13 protein-coding genes are annotated in these 16,348 nt (G+C 52.2%); 9 read left to right on the top strand and 4 right to left on the bottom strand.

Annotation, left to right across the window (positions count from 1 at the left end):
- Positions 1 to 514: 514 nt before the first annotated feature.
- On the top strand, positions 515 to 934 hold the full coding sequence (locus OGW16_RS25150; protein WP_043016231.1) for a translesion error-prone DNA polymerase V autoproteolytic subunit: 420 nt from the start codon (positions 515 to 517) through the stop codon (positions 932 to 934).
- Positions 935 to 936: 2 nt separating this feature from the next.
- On the top strand, positions 937 to 2,205 hold the full coding sequence (locus OGW16_RS25145) for a Y-family DNA polymerase (protein WP_043016232.1): 1,269 nt from the start codon (positions 937 to 939) through the stop codon (positions 2,203 to 2,205).
- 99 nt (positions 2,206 to 2,304) lie between these two features.
- Here the strand turns inward: OGW16_RS25145 and fdnI are convergent, their stop codons facing one another.
- From fdnI to fdnG, 3 genes are read right to left on the bottom strand one after another with little or no spacing between them, the layout of a single operon-like run.
- A complete protein-coding gene (gene fdnI, locus OGW16_RS25140) occupies positions 2,305 to 2,958 on the bottom strand; it encodes a formate dehydrogenase-N subunit gamma (protein ID WP_043016233.1) in 654 nt (217 codons plus the stop codon).
- A complete protein-coding gene (gene fdxH / locus OGW16_RS25135; RefSeq protein ID WP_043016234.1) occupies positions 2,951 to 3,838 on the bottom strand; it encodes a formate dehydrogenase subunit beta in 888 nt (295 codons plus the stop codon). The genes fdnI and fdxH overlap by 8 nt, the downstream gene beginning before the upstream one ends.
- 12 nt (positions 3,839 to 3,850) lie before the next feature.
- Positions 3,851 to 6,901 carry a formate dehydrogenase-N subunit alpha gene (gene fdnG / locus OGW16_RS25130; RefSeq protein ID WP_221922406.1) on the bottom strand — a complete coding sequence of 1,017 codons (3,051 nt, stop codon included), beginning with the start codon at positions 6,899 to 6,901 and terminating at the stop codon, positions 3,851 to 3,853.
- Between the two features lie 354 nt (positions 6,902 to 7,255).
- On the opposite strand from fdnG, the gene OGW16_RS25125 reads away from it, so the two are divergent.
- The 3 genes from OGW16_RS25125 to OGW16_RS25115 all read left to right on the top strand — a co-directional run bounded on the left by OGW16_RS25125 (position 7,256) and on the right by OGW16_RS25115 (position 10,540).
- Positions 7,256 to 7,531: a metal/formaldehyde-sensitive transcriptional repressor gene (locus OGW16_RS25125; protein WP_003833178.1), complete on the top strand. Its 276-nt coding sequence runs from the start codon at positions 7,256 to 7,258 to the stop codon at positions 7,529 to 7,531.
- 32 nt (positions 7,532 to 7,563) lie between these two features.
- Positions 7,564 to 8,682, top strand: a complete 1,119-nt coding sequence (locus OGW16_RS25120) for an S-(hydroxymethyl)glutathione dehydrogenase/class III alcohol dehydrogenase (protein WP_008784862.1) — start codon at positions 7,564 to 7,566, stop codon at positions 8,680 to 8,682.
- Positions 8,683 to 8,851: 169 nt separating this feature from the next.
- Positions 8,852 to 10,540, top strand: a complete 1,689-nt coding sequence (locus OGW16_RS25115) for a methyl-accepting chemotaxis protein (RefSeq protein WP_043016236.1) — start codon at positions 8,852 to 8,854, stop codon at positions 10,538 to 10,540.
- Positions 10,541 to 10,580: 40 nt separating this feature from the next.
- Here OGW16_RS25115 and pcaQ read toward each other — a convergent pair whose 3' ends face one another.
- Positions 10,581 to 11,504 carry a pca operon transcription factor PcaQ gene (pcaQ, locus tag OGW16_RS25110; RefSeq protein WP_043017902.1) on the bottom strand — a complete coding sequence of 308 codons (924 nt, stop codon included), beginning with the start codon at positions 11,502 to 11,504 and terminating at the stop codon, positions 10,581 to 10,583.
- A 230-nt stretch (positions 11,505 to 11,734) separates the two neighbouring features.
- Between pcaQ and OGW16_RS25105 the strand changes: the two genes are divergently transcribed.
- From OGW16_RS25105 to OGW16_RS25090, 4 genes are all read left to right on the top strand, one after another.
- Positions 11,735 to 12,637, top strand: a complete 903-nt coding sequence (locus OGW16_RS25105) for a manganese-dependent inorganic pyrophosphatase (RefSeq protein ID WP_286519227.1) — start codon at positions 11,735 to 11,737, stop codon at positions 12,635 to 12,637.
- A 120-nt stretch (positions 12,638 to 12,757) separates the two neighbouring features.
- Positions 12,758 to 14,101 (top strand): 2-oxoadipate dioxygenase/decarboxylase HglS, encoded by a 1,344-nt coding sequence (gene hglS / locus OGW16_RS25100; protein WP_286519225.1) that lies wholly within the window; start codon positions 12,758 to 12,760, stop codon positions 14,099 to 14,101.
- Positions 14,102 to 14,294: 193 nt separating this feature from the next.
- Positions 14,295 to 15,950 (top strand): glucan biosynthesis protein D, encoded by a 1,656-nt coding sequence (locus OGW16_RS25095; RefSeq protein ID WP_047411098.1) that lies wholly within the window; start codon positions 14,295 to 14,297, stop codon positions 15,948 to 15,950.
- Between the two features lie 167 nt (positions 15,951 to 16,117).
- Positions 16,118 to 16,342: an HP1242/YdcH family protein gene (locus tag OGW16_RS25090; protein WP_043016240.1), complete on the top strand. Its 225-nt coding sequence runs from the start codon at positions 16,118 to 16,120 to the stop codon at positions 16,340 to 16,342.
- Positions 16,343 to 16,348: the final 6 nt, after the last annotated feature.

The following is a 16,348-nucleotide window of genomic DNA, read 5'->3' as shown; positions in this document are numbered from 1 at the left end:
ATATTCAAATAAAAGTGCAGGAGGTCAGGTGTGGCTGGTCCGGCTGAAAATTGCCGACGTGTTTCCGTAAGGCCGGGAGAACCCGCAGGGATGCGGGTTCAGGGCGCGCTTTGCAAGGACGCTTCATCGCGCCCGGCCCGGAAGCCTGAAGGAATAAGCGGAGGGAACCACGAAGTGGCAATTTTCCCGCCGGGAGCCGGGATTGTTAAGGGTGCGGCGATAGCACCCTTAACACGTTCACTGGCGTTCAGTGTACAGAGAAGCGATACGGCTGAGGTGAACGGAAGCCTTTCCCTGAAATAGCATGTTTATTACCTACGCCAATACCGTCCTTATCGTTCCGGCTAAATGAACGTCTTCCTTTGCCGAATAAAACAGAAATTATTTTTCCAGATGCGATAAAAGCTTACCGACGAGATGGCTAAACAACGCTCAGTTCGCCACTCACGTCACTTGATTGCTGCGCTTATTAAAACTACTGTATATAAATACAGTGAATAAGAGGCAGATTATTATGTTGTTTTTCCAGCCTGCGCAACACCGCGAAATCAAATGCTTACCGCTATTCAGAGACGTTGTACCCTGTGGCTTTCCTTCTCCGGCGCAGGACTACGTTGAGAAACGAATCGATCTCAATGACCTGCTGGTGCGCCATCCCAGCGCAACCTATTTTGTAAAATCATCTGGTGAATCCATGACAGGAGCAGGGATTGGTGAGGGCGATCTGCTGATTGTCGACAGTGCCAGAAAGCCCACTCACGGAGACATCGTTATTGCCGCTATTGAGGGCGAGTTCACCGTTAAACGCCTGCAATTACATCCGGTGGTGATGCTGAAACCAGAGAACAGCGCCTACGCGCCGATCATGATCGGCAGCGAGGACTCGCTGGATATATTTGGCGTGGTGACATTTATCGTTAAAGCGGCTGGCTGATTATGTTTGCACTGGTGGATGTTAATTCATTTTATGCCAGCTGTGAGTCGGCATTCCGCCCCGATCTGAAGGGCAAACCCGTTGTCGTTCTTTCAAATAACGATGGTTGCGTCATTGCCAGCAGCGCGGAAGCGAAGGTTCTTGGCGTTAATATGGGCGCTCCGTACTTCAAACAGAAAGATCTGTTCAGGCGCTACGGCGTGTTCTGCTTTAGCTCGAACTACGAGCTGTATGCGGATATGAGCAGCAGGGTGATGTCGATTCTGGAGGAGTTGTCTCCACGCGTGGAGATATACAGTATTGATGAAGCCTTTTGTGACTTAACGGGCGTGCGAAACTGTCGGGATCTTACGGATTTTGGTCGGGAAATCAGAGCAACCATTTTACAGAAAACACGTCTCACGGTTGGGGTCGGCATCGCCCAGACCAAAACGCTGGCCAAACTGGCAAACCATGCTGCCAAAAAGTGGCAGGAACAAACCGGCGGAGTCGTGGATCTCTCCAATATTGAACGTCAGCGTAAGCTGATGGCTGCACTCCCGGTTGATGAAGTCTGGGGTGTTGGACGCCGTATCAGTAAGAAACTGGACGCCATGGGCATTAAAACGGTCCTCGATCTGGCGGATACCGACATTCGCTTTATTCGCAAACATTTCAACGTCGTGCTCGAGCGCACCGTACGGGAATTACGCGGTGAGTCTTGTCTGGCGCTGGAAGAGTTTGCGCCGGTTAAACAGGAAATTATCTGCTCAAGATCGTTCGGTGAAAAACTTACCGAGTACAACGCCATGAGAGAGGCAATTTGCACTTATGCTTCACGAGCGGCGGAAAAGCTGCGCAGAGAACACCAGTATTGCCGGTTTATCTCTGCGTTTATCAAAACCAGTCCGTTTGTTTTGAATGAACCTTATTACGGTAACAGCGCGTCGATAAAACTGCTGACGCCAACTCAGGACAGTCGGGAAATTATTGCTGCCGCCACGCGCAGCCTGGACGCAATATGGCGAGAGGGGCGGCGTTATCAAAAAGCCGGGGTCATGCTGGGAGACTTTTTTAGCTCTGGCGTTGCGCAGCTTAATCTTTTTGATGACAACGCGCCGCGGCGTAACAGCGATAAACTGATGGACGTACTGGATACGCTTAATGCTGAAAAAGGTAAAGGAACGCTCTATTTTGCCGGGCAAGGTATACAGCAACCGTGGGCGATGAAGCGGGATATGCTTTCGCCGCGTTATACCACGAGATACAGTGATTTATTGCGCGTGGGGTAGGGTTTGTTATCAGCTCCATACTCAGGTCACGCAGCGCCGTAGCATATCATTGGGCAATTAAGAGAATAAGACCGCTAAATAATAGCGGTCTTATTGATTTTATTTAGGCCCTAATTCCTGCGTTTCTTTTTCATTAAGTTCAACCTCTCGATACCAGCGAGGATGGTGTTTCTTCGCCCAACGTCGACTCACTTTCCCTTCGATCATGCCTTTAATTGAACCTTTCACCCAGAACGCCATGTACATATGAATCAGTATGGCGTGGATTAGCACAATTGCTGCTGTCGCATGGATTAACAAACTCCAGCGAACTATGGTAATTGAGAAGTAATGGGCAAAGTAGGGCCGCCAGATAATAACGCCGGTAACCAGCAATACCAGAATCAGGCTCATGATACTCCAGAACATCATTTTCTGACCTGCGTTATACTTTCCAACATCAGCAACTTTGTGCTCATTGCCTTTAAGTACCTCAACGATCCCTTTAATCCAGGGGAGATCCTGTTTATCGGGAATATTGTGATGTACGAAACGGACGAACATAAACATCAGCACGACGAAAATCATCACCCCGAAAAACGGATGTAAAATTCGCCCCATTTGCGGCGTACCGAAGGTTTCGGTGAGCCATTGCAGCGTCGGGAAGAACAGCGCAATACCGGAAAGCGACACAAGGAAGAAGCTTATCACCACCGTCCAGTGACAGGCCCGGTCGATGAATTTGGTGCGCAGAATCATTTTGCGTTTACTCATGACCGTTCTCCTCTTCATCATCATCCGTCTCTTTGTTTGGCCCGACGCCCACGTAGTGGTAAATCAACCCGGCAAAGGTGGCGATAAATCCAGCGGCGGAGAGCGGTTTTAGGATCCCCTTCCACAGATTCACCGGCGCGGCGATCGTTGGATCGTCCGGTAGGTTGTGGTACAGCGACGGCTGGTCCGCGTGATGAAGCACATACATCACGTGAGTGCCGCCGACCCCTTGCGGGTTGTAGACGCCCGCATTGGCATAGCCGCGTTTTTTCAGCTGCATAACGCGAGTATCCGCCGCGTTCAGCATCTCTTTTTTAGTCCCAAACTGGATGGCGCCGGTCGGACAGGTTTTCACACAGGCAGGTTCCTGACCTACGCTGACCCGGTCGACGCACAGCGTACATTTGTAGACCCGGTTATCTTCAGGATTAAGCCGTGGAATATTGAACGGGCAGCCAGCAATGCAGTAGCCGCAGCCAATGCAGTGCTCTGACTGAAAGTCGACAATCCCGTTGGCGTACTGAATGATTGCTCCGGCGGATGGACAGGCTTTCAGGCATCCCGGGTCGGCACAGTGCATGCAGCCGTCTTTGCGGATAAGCCATTCCAGCTTGTCGTTCTGGGTGGTTTCGCTAAAGCGCATTACCGTCCAGGACTTAGCACTGAGATCGGTCGGATTGTCGTAGACGCCGTTGCAGTAGCCTACTTCATCGCGAATATCGTTCCACTCTGAGCAGGCCACCTGACAGCCTTTACAGCCAATACAGGTGGTGACATCAATCAGTTTCGCCACTTCAGCACGGTAATCCCGCGCCTGGGGCGGTGGCGTGATACTGTTCGTCGCCGAGCGTTTAATAATATCTTGTGATTGCATTGTCATGAGTTCCCTTCCTTACGCTCGCTCGATGTTGACCAGAAACGCTTTATATTCCGGTGTTTGCGAGTTGGCATCACCCACCGATGGCGTTAAGGTATTAGCGAGGAACCCTTTGCGCGTAGCACCTTCAAAGCCCCAGTGACAAGGGATACCGATAGTATCGACCTGCTTACCATCTATCATCAGCGTTTGTAGACGTTTAGTGACTACCGCCTTTGCTTTGATAAAGCCGCGTTTCGACGTCACTTTCACTGTATCACCTGCCGCAATGCCTTTTTCGCTCGCTAGCGCCTCACCGATTTCGATGAATTGATCGGGTTGAGCGATGGCGTTGAGCAGTGCATGTTTGGTCCAGTGGCGGAACAGTTCGGTAATAGAGTAAGTTGTGGCGACGTACGGGAAGGCATCCGCTTTACCCATATTGGCGATATCGTCATGGTAAATACGTGCAACCGGGCTGGATACAACATCCGGGTGTAGCGGGTTGGTACCAATAGGCGACTCAATGGGTTCGTAATGTTCCGGGAATGGCCCGTCGTTCATTTTGTCGATGGAGAACAGACGCGCTACGCCTTCCGGGTTCATGATAAACGGACCAACGTTGCTGCTCGGTGCGGCCTGGCCGTAGTCGGCTACGTCCATACCAGCCCATTTTTTGCCATCCCAGTGCAGCAGGGCGCGTTTTGGATCCCATGGTTTTCCTGATGGATCGGCCGAAGCGCGGTTGTAGAGAATACGGCGGTTGGCAGGCCAGGACCACGCCCAGCCCGGTGTGCAGCCCAGACCATACGGATCGCTGTTGTCGCGATTGGCCATCTGGTTACCCTGCTCTGTCCAGCTTCCGCAGTAAACCCAGCAGAAACTGCTGGTCGAACCGTCATCGCGCAGCTGTGCAAAACTGCTGAGCTGCTGGCCTTTTTTGGCAATAAGCTGGCCTTTGTCATCATAAAGGTCTTCAAGTGCCTGGCCATTTGCTTCACGCGCAATCTCTTCCGGGTGCGGGTCGTAGGGATCTTTATAATTCCAGGCAATATTCAACAAGGGCTGTGGATTCGCGCCGCCTTCTTGCTGATATAGCTCGCGCAGCCGCATAAACAGGCGGCCAAGGATCTTCCCGTCATGTAAGGCTTCCCCTGGTGGTTCTGCTGCCGCCCAGTGCCACTGTAACCAACGCCCGGAGTTAGCAATTGAGCCGTTTTCCTCAGCAAAGCAGGAAGAGGGCAGACGGAAAACTTCGGTCTGAATATCTGCCGGTTTCACATCATTCATTTCGCCATGATTCTGCCAAAAATTGGAAGACTCAGTGACCAGGGGATCGATAACCACCATATATTTCAGTTTTGAAAGCGAGCGGGATGATTTGTTTTTATCGGGAAACGCCGCCAGCGGATTAAATCCCTGAACGATGTAACCATTAATTTTCCCTTCAAGCATCAATTCGGCCTGAGTCATTACGTCATACAGGCGATCCCATTTAGGCAGCCAGTCGTAACCCCAGTTATTTTTCGCGGTTGCGCGATCGCCCCAGAAACTTTTCATCATGCTAACAAAGAACTTCGGCGTATTTTGCCAGTAGTTGACCTCATTCACGCCTAGCGCAGGCGGCGTGATTTGAGAAATATAGGTCTGGTAGTCTGGCTGTTTTTCCGATGGTAGCGGCATATAACCCGGCAGGTTCGTCGATAACAGGCCAAGATCGGTATAGCCCTGAATATTGGAGTGGCCACGTAGGGCGTTAACGCCACCGCCCGCCATGCCTATGTTGCCCAGCAGTAATTGGAGCATACCGGCGGCGCGAATAATTTGCGCTCCGGCGGAGTGGTGAGTCCAACCCAAAGCGTAAAGGATAGTTGCAGTGCGGTCAGGCACACTGGTGCTGGCGAGAATTTCGCAGATACGATTGAAGTCTGCCAATGAGGTCCCACACAAGCGGTTAACCATTTCGGGCGTATAGCGTTCGACATGGGCTTTCAACAGATTCAACACGCAAAGTGGGTGGTTTAGCGAGTCATCACGCAGGGCGTAACCCTGCTCATCAAGCTGATAAAACCAGCTCGACTTATCATATTGACGTTTCTTATCGTCGTAGCCGCTAAACAAGCCGTCATGGAACTGATAGTCATCACGGATAATCAGACTGGCGTTAGTGTAATGACGAACATAGTCGTGCTGTACTCGGTCGTTTTTCAGCAGATAGCGGATCACGCCTAGCAGGAATGCGGTGTCGGAACCAGCGCGAATTGGTGCGTACAAATCAGCGACTGCGGCGCTACGGTTAAAGCGCGGGTCGACCACCACCACGGTGGCGTCGTTTTTAGTTTGCGCTTCGACCACCCATTTAAAACCTACCGGGTGCGCCTCAGCGGCATTGCCACCCATAATAAGCACTACGTTGGCGTTTTTGATATCGACCCAGTTGTTGGTCATTGCGCCACGCCCAAAAGTTGGTGCAAGAGCAGCAACGGTGGGGCCATGACATAATCGTGCCTGACAGTCGATAGCGACCATCCCTAATCCCCGAGTAAATTTACCGTCGAGGATCCCGGTTTCATTGCTTGCCGCTGAAGAACATAGCATGCCTGTAGTGGGCCAGCGGTTGACGGTAACGCCCTGGGCGTTTTTCTCAATAAAGTTGGCATCGCGGTCATCTTTCATGAGTCGGGCAATACGGTTAATCGCATCGTCCCAACTAATACGTTGCCATTTATCCGAACCCGGTGCGCGATATTCGGGATACTGCAGACGCGTTTCACTATGAATATAATCCAGCACACCAGCGCCTTTCGGGCACAACGATCCACGGCTCACCGGATGATCCGGATCGCCCTCAATATGGTAGATACTTTCTTTGACGTTTTTGGCTGTATCGCCAAGGCTGTACATCAGCATGCCGCAGCCTACTGAGCAGTACGTACAGTTATTACGCGTCTCTTTTGCTTTTAAGAGTTTATATTGACGGGTTTCCGCGTGAACGGAAAAAGATGATAAGAATCCGAGAGATGCAACAGTTGTTCCTGCCATACCGCCCGCACAGATTCGAAAGAACTGCCTCCGGCTGAGCTCCATTTTTTCTCCTGCTTAAACTTAAGACATGAAAAAGGATGGTTATTGTAAGGTTAAATTGTTTTATAAACCATTAACTTTTAGTGGTTATTGACGTGAGAGAGTATTAGTGCTGTTAGCCTGGAATATAGATTAGTAAAAAATTGATCATGTCAGGTTGGTTGCCGATACGTTCGATGAATGGTGTATTCAGGACCTGACAATATCAAATGCCTTCGAATCCACTTATGACAAAACTGGAGAGTGGAAGAGGGTTACTAAACGTTTAAACTAACTCATTGATATTTAATAAATCATATATTTTACAGCTAAATAACAAATCTGATAGTATACCCCCCTATAGTATTAGGAGGGCGTATGCCGCATTCACCTGAAGATAAAAAGCGCATTCTCACCCGTGTACGCCGTATTCGCGGTCAGGTTGATGCGCTTGAGCGCGCGCTGGAGTCCGGCGAACCGTGCCTGGCGATCCTGCAGCAAATTGCCGCCGTGCGCGGCGCATCCAATGGCCTGATGGGCGAAATGGTTGAGATCCACCTGAAAGACGAACTGGTCAGCGGGGAAACGACGCCAGACCAGCGTGCCGTGCGTATGGCTGAAATCGGCCATCTTCTGCGTGCTTATCTAAAATAACACCATCACCTCGCAATAATGGGAAGAGACAAATGAAATCACGTGCAGCAGTTGCATTCGGCCCCGGCCAACCGTTAAAAATTGTCGAAATCGACGTCGCACCACCAAAGAAAGGTGAAGTGCTGGTTAAAATTACCCACACCGGCGTGTGTCATACTGACGCTTTCACGCTCTCCGGCGACGATCCGGAAGGTGTGTTCCCGGCGGTACTTGGCCACGAAGGTGGCGGTATTGTGGTTGAAGTGGGAGAAGGCGTCACCAGCCTGAAACCGGGCGATCATGTGATCCCGCTGTACACCGCTGAATGTGGCGAGTGTAAGTTCTGTAAATCGGGTAAAACTAACCTGTGTCAGGCCGTACGCGCGACCCAGGGCAAAGGTTTGATGCCGGATGGCACAACGCGCTTCTCGTACAACGGTGAGCCGATTTATCACTATATGGGCACCAGTACCTTCAGCGAATACACCGTTTGTGCGGAGATCTCTCTGGCGAAGGTTAACCCGCAGGCTCCGCTGGACAAAGTGTGTCTGCTGGGTTGTGGTGTGACCACCGGTATTGGAGCGGTCCATAACACCGCAAAAGTAAAAGAAGGCGATACCGTAGCCGTATTCGGTCTGGGCGGTATTGGTCTGGCGGTCATTCAGGGCGCGGTGCAGGCGAAAGCCGGGCGTATTCTGGCTGTTGATACCAATCCGGAAAAATTTAAGCTGGCAGGTGAAATGGGCGCGACCGATTTCATCAACCCGAAGGATTACGACAAACCGATTCAGGATGTGATTGTCGAGCTTACCGACGGCGGCGTGGACTTTAGCTTTGAATGCATCGGTAACGTTAACGTGATGCGCGCGGCGCTGGAATGCTGCCATAAAGGATGGGGCGAAAGCATCATCATTGGCGTGGCGGGAGCAGGGCAAGAGATCAAAACGCGTCCGTTCCAGTTGGTAACCGGGCGCGTCTGGCGCGGTTCTGCGTTTGGCGGCGTGAAAGGCCGTACCCAGCTCCCAGGCATGGTTGAAGAAGCTATGAGCGGGAAAATTCAGTTGGATCCCTTTATTACCCACCGTTTACCGCTGGAGCAGATTAACGAAGCGTTTGATTTAATGCATCAGGGTAAGTCCATCCGTACCGTTATCCACTTTGGCGATAACTGATTCATTGGCCAGCGGATTTCACCGCTGGCACTTTCCTGAATTTTTTAGAATTATGTTGTGAAAGTGTGACGAATCCGGCGCTTTTCACGGTAAGTAAACTTCCCGGATTGCCGATGACTATCTAACGGGCGTGTTTTCACGCATAAACCCTACAAGAGAGTCGACGGTCATGGACAACACTACATCGATGCAAGCCCAGAATAAACTGGGCTTTCTGCATCAAATCCGGCTGGTTCCGCTGTTTTCCTCCATTCTCGGTGGCATCCTTCTGCTGTTCGCCTTAAGTTCCGGACTGGCAAGCTATTTTCTTATGCAGGCCGATCGCGATCAGCGCGACGTGACCGATGAGATTCAGGTCAGGATGGGGTTATCTAACAGCTCTAACCATTTACGCACCGCACGTATCAACATGATCCACGCCGGCGCGGCGAGCCGTATTGCCGAAATGGATGACATGAAGGCCAATATTGCCGAGGCAGAAAAACGGATTAAGCAGTCGCAGGACGGTTTCAATGCTTATATGTCACGCGCGGTAAAAACCTCTGCCGATGAAGCGTTAGATGCTGAACTGAGCGCCAGCTTCAAAGCCTATACCGACGGCTTACAGCCTATGTTGAAGTACGCTAAAAACGGCATGTTTGAAGCGATCATCAACCATGAAAATGAACAGGCCAGACCGCTGGACTCTGCTTACAACAAGGTGTTGTTAAAAGCGATCGACATTCGTACCGCAAGGGCGAACCAGTTAAGCGAACAGGCGCACCAACGTACACAGCTCGGCATGGCTTTTATGCTGGGTGCATTTGTTCTTGCGCTGGCGCTGACCGTAATGACGTTCATTGTTCTGCGTCGTACCGTCATTCATCCTCTGTTGCGCGCAGCCCTGCGTATTGAGCAAATTTCCGCAGGGGATTTGACCATGCAGGAGGAACCGACCGGGCGCAGCGAAATTGGTCGCCTGAGCCGCCATCTGCAGACAATGCAACGATCGCTTGGGAAAACGGTGGGCACTGTACGTCAGGGGGCGGAAGAAATTTATCGCGGTACCAGTGAGATTTCGGCAGGGAACACTGATCTGTCTTCACGTACCGAACAACAGGCCGCGGCGATTGAACAAACGGCGGCCAGCATGGAAGAGCTGACGGCCACGGTGAAGCAAAACGCCGACAACGCGCATCATGCGAGCAAGCTGGCGGAAGATGCTTCCGGCAAGGCCAGCCGGGGTGGTCAGATGGTCTCTGGTGTGGTGAAAACCATGGGCAATATCTCAACGAGTTCGAAGAAAATCTCCGAAATCACCGCCGTGATTAACAGCATTGCTTTCCAGACCAATATTCTGGCGCTGAACGCAGCGGTCGAAGCGGCGCGAGCAGGAGAGCAGGGGCGCGGGTTTGCCGTCGTTGCCAGTGAAGTACGTACGCTGGCAAGCCGCAGCGCTCAGGCGGCAAAAGAGATTGAAGGATTGATCAGCGAATCGGTCCGACTGATTGACCAGGGCTCCGGAGAAGTCGTCGCGGCGGGCAATACGATGACGGATATTGTCGATGCAGTAAAACGCGTCACCGACATCATGCTGGAAATTGCGGCAGCCTCTGATGAGCAGAGCCGGGGTATCGTACAGGTGAGCCAGGCGATATCAGAAATGGATAAGGTTACGCAGCAAAATGCCTCGCTGGTTGAAGAAGCATCGGCTGCGGCAGCCTCTCTTGAAGAGCAGGCGGCACGCTTAACACAAGCCGTTGGCACATTCCGGTTAACCGGGACAAGCGCAATTAAACGCGCTCCGGTGACCACTACTGCGGATCATTCTCGTCCGCAGGCGGCAACGGCCAGCGGCGATAACTGGGAAACGTTTTAACAATAAATAAAGGGACCAGATGGTCCCTTTATTTTTGGCATCAAAACGGTACGGTTTTGCGTATTGCGGCGATAAGGATCTGCGCGGCCTGAGAGAGTTGCACATCGACCCGGGTAAGAATCCCGATGGGTTCACCCGCACCGTGGGTGGGAATCGGTAATGACACCAGCGTCGCCTGGCGTAAATCTTCTCTAACCGCGCCTGAAGGGACAAACCATACATAGTCGTAATCAACTGTCAGTTGGCGGGAGAGCGATGCTGACAGCGTTTCAATACAGCCAGGCGGCATTTTACAGCCCTGACTTTGCAACAATGCCTCTGCGTGCTGGCGAGGCGCGGTTCCTTTTGGTGAAACCACCACCGGCCACTCCATGACCCGGCTCAGCGTAATGGTTTCTTGCAACAACGGGTGGTTAGGGCGCACAACCAGTTTGAGCGATTCCAGAAACAATAATTCGTAGTTCAGACCGACCATCAATTCCGGATCGGCCATACGGCCAATGCCGAGGTCAATTTCCCCTGACTTTAAACCCGCCAGGATCATGGGATTACTCATGGTGGCAACCTGCAGCGTGGTTTCCATTTGCTGCTTATGAAACGGGCCAATGACCGCCGGCAGGATGCCCAGAGCCGCGGTGGGTAAGGCGCCAACCCGTACGACATCAGTCTGCGACTCTTCACGCTGGTTTAACGCTTGCCCGGCGGTGTTAAGCGCATCCAGCACTCTTACTGCGTGGGTAAGAAACTGCTCTCCGGGCAGCGTTAACTGTGCACCGAGGCGGCCACGCTCAAAGAGCCGGGTACCGGTCAGTTGCTCCAGTTCATTTAGCGTTTTGGAGAGGGCCGGTTGGCTCAGGTTAAGGGTCTCAGCCGCGCGCCCCAACGTTCCCTGCTGTGCAACGGCGACAAAAGTATGAAGGTGGCGCAAGCGAATGCGCTGATTGAACAGAACATTTTTTTCCATAAGCGATGTTAAAAACAGAGCCGTATCGGTGACAAGTGAAGTTGTTCGTTTTTGATAACCTGATAGCAAAATATTATTAACATTTATCATGTTTTACTTACAACTAATTTGTTTTGCTTATGTTTTGTACAGCGTTGCTGGGGGATGGGATCATGGAAGGGAATGGGCCAGGTCGATATACTGTAGGTATTGTTTGCTTTTGAACCATTCTCTTCACAAGGCACTGATTAATGATACATGTAATAGGGCACCTTAACCCCGACAGCGATGCCATTTGTACTGCTGCCATGACGGCGCGTTGGCTTACTTTACGTGGCCAACAGGCGACGGCATGGCGTCTGGGCGAACCGAACCGCGAAACGCAATTTATTTTTGAGCATGCGGGGCTGGAAATGCCTGAACGGCTGACGTTCGAACTGACCGATAGTGATGTCTGGCTGGTCGATTTTACCGAGCCGGCCCAAGGGCCGGAATCGCTGGCAGAAAGTAACGTGGTGGGAATTATCGATCATCACCGACTCGGTGGATTAGTGACTCGCCTGCCGCCAGAAGTGTGGGTGAAGCCCGTCGGCAGCAGCGCGACGCTGTTATGGCAACTGATGACGGAAGATGAGCATAACCAGCTGTCTGCCGCTGAGGCCGTTTTACTGCTGGGCGCCGCGTTGAGTGACACTGTCACGCTTCGTTCGCCAACGACCACCTCCGACGATCGCCTGGCCGTGGATGAGCTGGCCCAAAAAACCGGTGTGGACCTTGACGCTTTTAGTCGCGACCTGCTGTCTGCCAAAACCAGCGTGGATGGGATGAGCGCCCGCGAACTTCTGCACAAAGACATTAAAACTTTCACCATCCATGGACATTCGGTCTGTGTGGCGCAGCTTGAACTGTATGCGCTGCAACAGGTGGATGCCGTGCTGGCCGATCTTCGTCTGGAAATGGCGCGCTATGCAGAGGAAAAGAATGCTGCGCTGGTGGTACTGATGCTCACCGATATTAATCTGGGCGACACCAGCCTGTGGTTCGCCGGTTCTGAGCTCGCAGACATCCCGCAGCCCTGCAAAGTTGAAGGTATGCTCAGCCGTAAAAAACAGATGCTGCCCTGGCTGGAAAGTCATTTAAAACCACGCCAGTAGGTTTTGTTCGCCGTCTGTATAGGTGGGAAGTTTACGCGGGGTCACACTTTGTAAATTCTTCCCACCGGAGTCAGCGGTGTTTTCTACACTCCAGGTAATATTCACTGGAGACATGACATTATGGCGAACACCATCACGGCAGATGAGATTCGGGAACAATTTTCGCAGGCAATGTCAGCAATGTACCAGCAGGAAGTCCCGCAATATGGCACGTTGCTGGAACTTGTCGCTGATGTGAATCTGGCGGTACTGGAAAATAATCCCACGCTGCATGAAAAACTGGCTAATGCAGATGAGCTGGCCCGACTCAACGTTGAGCGCCACGGCGCTATTCGGGTGGGTACTGCGCAAGAACTTTCTACGCTGCGCCGGATGTTTGCCATTATGGGCATGTATCCGGTGAGTTATTACGATCTCTCCCAGGCCGGCGTGCCTGTACATTCCACCGCTTTTCGTCCCATCGACGATGCGTCGCTTTCGCGCAACCCGTTTCGGGTATTCACCTCGTTATTACGACTCGAATTAATCGAAAACGCCGCGCTGCGGCAGAAGGCCGCGGAGATGCTCGCAAAACGCGATATTTTCACCCGGCGTTGTCATGCACTGCTGGATGAGTTTGATGCGCAGGGCAGTTTTACGCCTGAGCAGGCGCAGGAGTTTGTGCATGAGGTGCTGGAAACTTTTCGCTGGCATCAGCATGCCACGGTCGATGAAGCGACCTATCACGCATTACACAACGAACACCGGCTGATTGCCGATGTGGTGTGTTTCCCCGGTTGTCATATCAACCACCTGACGCCGCGTACGCTGGATATTGACCGGGTGCAGTCAATGATGCCGGAATGCGGCATTGAGCCGAAAATATTGATTGAAGGGCCGCCGCGCCGCGAGGTGCCGATTTTATTACGTCAGACCAGTTTCAAAGCGCTGGAAGAACCGGTGTTGTTTGCCGGAGAAATGCGCGGCACTCACACGGCGCGTTTTGGCGAGATCGAACAGCGCGGCGTGGCCCTGACGCCGAAAGGCAGAGCGTTGTACGACGAGTTGCTGAATAACGCGGGAACGGGAAAAGACAACCTGACACACCAGCTACATCTTCAGGAGGTGTTCAAAGCCTTCCCGGACAGCGAATTCCTGCTGCGCCAGCAGGGACTCGCCTGGTTCCGCTATCGTCTGACGCCATCAGGCGAAGCGCATCGGCAGGCTATTCGCCCGGATGACGACCCGCAGCCGCTCATTGAACGGGGCTGGCTGGTTGCGCAACCCATCACCTACGAAGATTTTTTACCGGTGAGCGCCGCGGGAATTTTCCAGTCTAATCTGGGGAATGAAACTCAGGCTCGCAGCCACGGGAATTCCAGCCGCGACGCGTTTGAACAGGCATTGGGGTGCGCGGTTTATGATGAGTTCGCGCTGTATCAAGAGGCGCAAGATCGAAGTAAACGTCGGTGTGGTTTACTTTAATGGAATTTACATGGGATTCGGTCTGTTCCCATCGACATAAAATATTTTCGATTTTGTACAGATAATCGGCGACCAACAATTGGATTATTAATGAATTTTGTCTAGAGTGAGCGGTCAGAAATGTGCACTCTCTTGCCGCTGATTTTGACCGGCGCGGGACCATTTACACGACCAGAAGGACTCACTTTCAGGCATGAATCGCAGACGATTTATTAAAGGTTCAATGGCAATGGCCGCCGTGTGCGGAACCAGTGGTATTGCATCACTCTTTTCCCGCGCCGCCTTTGCGGCAGAGTCTGACATTGCAGACGGAAAAACCGTACGTTTTGATTTTTCCGTTCTGCAATCGATGGCCCATGACTTAGCACAGAAGCCCTGGGGCGGCGCACCGCGCGCGTTACCGGACACGCTGGCGAAACTGACGCCGCAGGCCTACAACAGCATTCAATATGACGCAGAGCAGTCTCTGTGGAACAACGTTGAAAATCGTCAGCTTGATGCACAGTTCTTCCATGTGGGAATGGGCTTCCGTCGCCGTGTACGCATGTTCTCGGTTGATGGCAGTACGCATATGGCGCGTGAAATTCACTTCCGTCCGGAACTGTTTAAATACAACGATGCGGGTGTGGATACCAAACAGCTGGAAGGGCAGACTGACCTCGGATTCGCCGGATTCCGCGTGTTTAAAGCGCCAGAACTGGCTCGCCGCGATGTCGTTTCTTTCCTGGGCGCCAGCTATTTCCGCGCCGTGGATGACACCTACCAGTACGGTTTATCGGCCCGCGGTCTGGCGGTAGATACCTACACCGACAGCAAAGAAGAGTTTCCTGATTTCACCTCTTTCTGGTTCGAAACGGTTAAACCGGGCGCAACCTCCTTTACCGTGTATGCGCTTCTCGACAGCCCTAGCGTAACGGGCGCATTCAAGTTTGTGATCCACTGCGAGAAAACGCAGGTGATCATGGATGTACAAAACCATATTTACGCGCGTAAAGACATCAAGCAGCTCGGCATTGCGCCGATGACCAGCATGTTCAGCTGCGGCAATAATGAACGTCGGATGTGCGACACTATTCACCCGCAAATTCATGACTCCGATCGTCTGGCGATGTGGCGGGGCAACGGCGAGTGGATCTGCCGCCCGCTGAATAACCCGCAAAAACTGCAGTTCAACGCCTATACCGATAACAACCCGAAAGGATTTGGCTTGCTGCAGCTCGATCGCGACTTCTCCCATTACCAGGACATCATGGGCTGGTATAACAAACGTCCAAGCCTGTGGGTCGAACCGCGTAACCAGTGGGGCAAAGGGACCATCGGCCTGATGGAGATCCCAACGACCGGTGAAACGCTGGATAACGTCGTCTGCTTCTGGCAGCCGGATAAGAAGATCAAAGCCGGCGATGAGCTGGAATTCAAATATCGCCTGTACTGGAGCGCTCAGCCGCCGGTGCGTTCGCCGTTGGCTCGCGTGATGGCGACCCGGACTGGCATGGGCGGTTTCCCGGAAGGATGGGCGCCGGGCGAGCACTACCCGGAAAAATGGGCGCGTCGTTTTGCCGTTGATTTCGTCGGCGGCGACCTGAAAGCGGCTGCGCCGAAGGGTATTGAACCGGTAATTACGCTCTCCAGCGGTGAAGCGAAACAGATTGAGATCCTCTACGTGGAACCTATCGACGGTTATCGCATTCAGTTTGACTGGTATCCGACCTCTGACTCAACCGATCCGGTAGATATGCGTATGTTCCTGCGTTGTCAGGGCGACGCCATCAGCGAAACCTGGCTGTATCAGTACTTCCCGCCAGCGCCGGATAAACGTCAGTACGTTGACGACCGCGAGATGCGTTAATCACTTCCTTTACGGCTCTCCAGATGGGGAGCCGTATCTGCAATCCTCCTCATAACGACTCTGTACACTATTTACTCGATCCTGTTCGCATTTTTCTGTATGCCAAATGGGTACTCTGTGGGTGTCTATTTCTTATACACATTCTTGTCCACTAACAGGGAGAAAGTATGTTTCCAGAATACAGAGACCTTATTTCCCGACTGAAAACCGAGAACCCTCGCTTTCTGTCCTTATTCGAAAAACACAACAGCCTTGATCATGAGATCTCCAGACTGGAAGGTTCGGATGGTCGGGGGTATAGTTTGGACATTGTTCGCCTTAAGAAACAGAAACTCCACCTGAAGGAAGATCTGCTCAAAATATTGCAAAAAGAGAGTGTCAGCGAGAGCTAAGCAAAA

It is taken from the genome of Citrobacter sp. Ce104, assembly GCF_030334595.1.
GTDB lineage: Bacteria > Pseudomonadota > Gammaproteobacteria > Enterobacterales > Enterobacteriaceae > Citrobacter > Citrobacter europaeus.
This window is presented reverse-complemented; position numbering and strand designations above follow the sequence as displayed.

What these genes read in the sequence shown, in the direction of transcription:
- OGW16_RS25150 (WP_043016231.1), top strand. Translation starts at nt 515, where the DNA reads ATGTTGTTTTTCCAGCCTGCGCAACACCGCGAAATCAAATGCTTACCG.
- OGW16_RS25145 (WP_043016232.1), top strand. Translation starts at nt 937, where the DNA reads ATGTTTGCACTGGTGGATGTTAATTCATTTTATGCCAGCTGTGAGTCG.
- fdnI (WP_043016233.1), bottom strand. Translation starts at nt 2,958, where the DNA reads ATGAGTAAACGCAAAATGATTCTGCGCACCAAATTCATCGACCGGGCC.
- fdxH (WP_043016234.1), bottom strand. Translation starts at nt 3,838, where the DNA reads ATGACAATGCAATCACAAGATATTATTAAACGCTCGGCGACGAACAGT.
- fdnG (WP_221922406.1), bottom strand. Translation starts at nt 6,901, where the DNA reads ATGGAGCTCAGCCGGAGGCAGTTCTTTCGAATCTGTGCGGGCGGTATG.
- OGW16_RS25125 (WP_003833178.1), top strand. Translation starts at nt 7,256, where the DNA reads ATGCCGCATTCACCTGAAGATAAAAAGCGCATTCTCACCCGTGTACGC.
- OGW16_RS25120 (WP_008784862.1), top strand. Translation starts at nt 7,564, where the DNA reads ATGAAATCACGTGCAGCAGTTGCATTCGGCCCCGGCCAACCGTTAAAA.
- OGW16_RS25115 (WP_043016236.1), top strand. Translation starts at nt 8,852, where the DNA reads ATGGACAACACTACATCGATGCAAGCCCAGAATAAACTGGGCTTTCTG.
- pcaQ (WP_043017902.1), bottom strand. Translation starts at nt 11,504, where the DNA reads ATGGAAAAAAATGTTCTGTTCAATCAGCGCATTCGCTTGCGCCACCTT.
- OGW16_RS25105 (WP_286519227.1), top strand. Translation starts at nt 11,735, where the DNA reads ATGATACATGTAATAGGGCACCTTAACCCCGACAGCGATGCCATTTGT.
- hglS (WP_286519225.1), top strand. Translation starts at nt 12,758, where the DNA reads ATGGCGAACACCATCACGGCAGATGAGATTCGGGAACAATTTTCGCAG.
- OGW16_RS25095 (WP_047411098.1), top strand. Translation starts at nt 14,295, where the DNA reads ATGAATCGCAGACGATTTATTAAAGGTTCAATGGCAATGGCCGCCGTG.
- OGW16_RS25090 (WP_043016240.1), top strand. Translation starts at nt 16,118, where the DNA reads ATGTTTCCAGAATACAGAGACCTTATTTCCCGACTGAAAACCGAGAAC.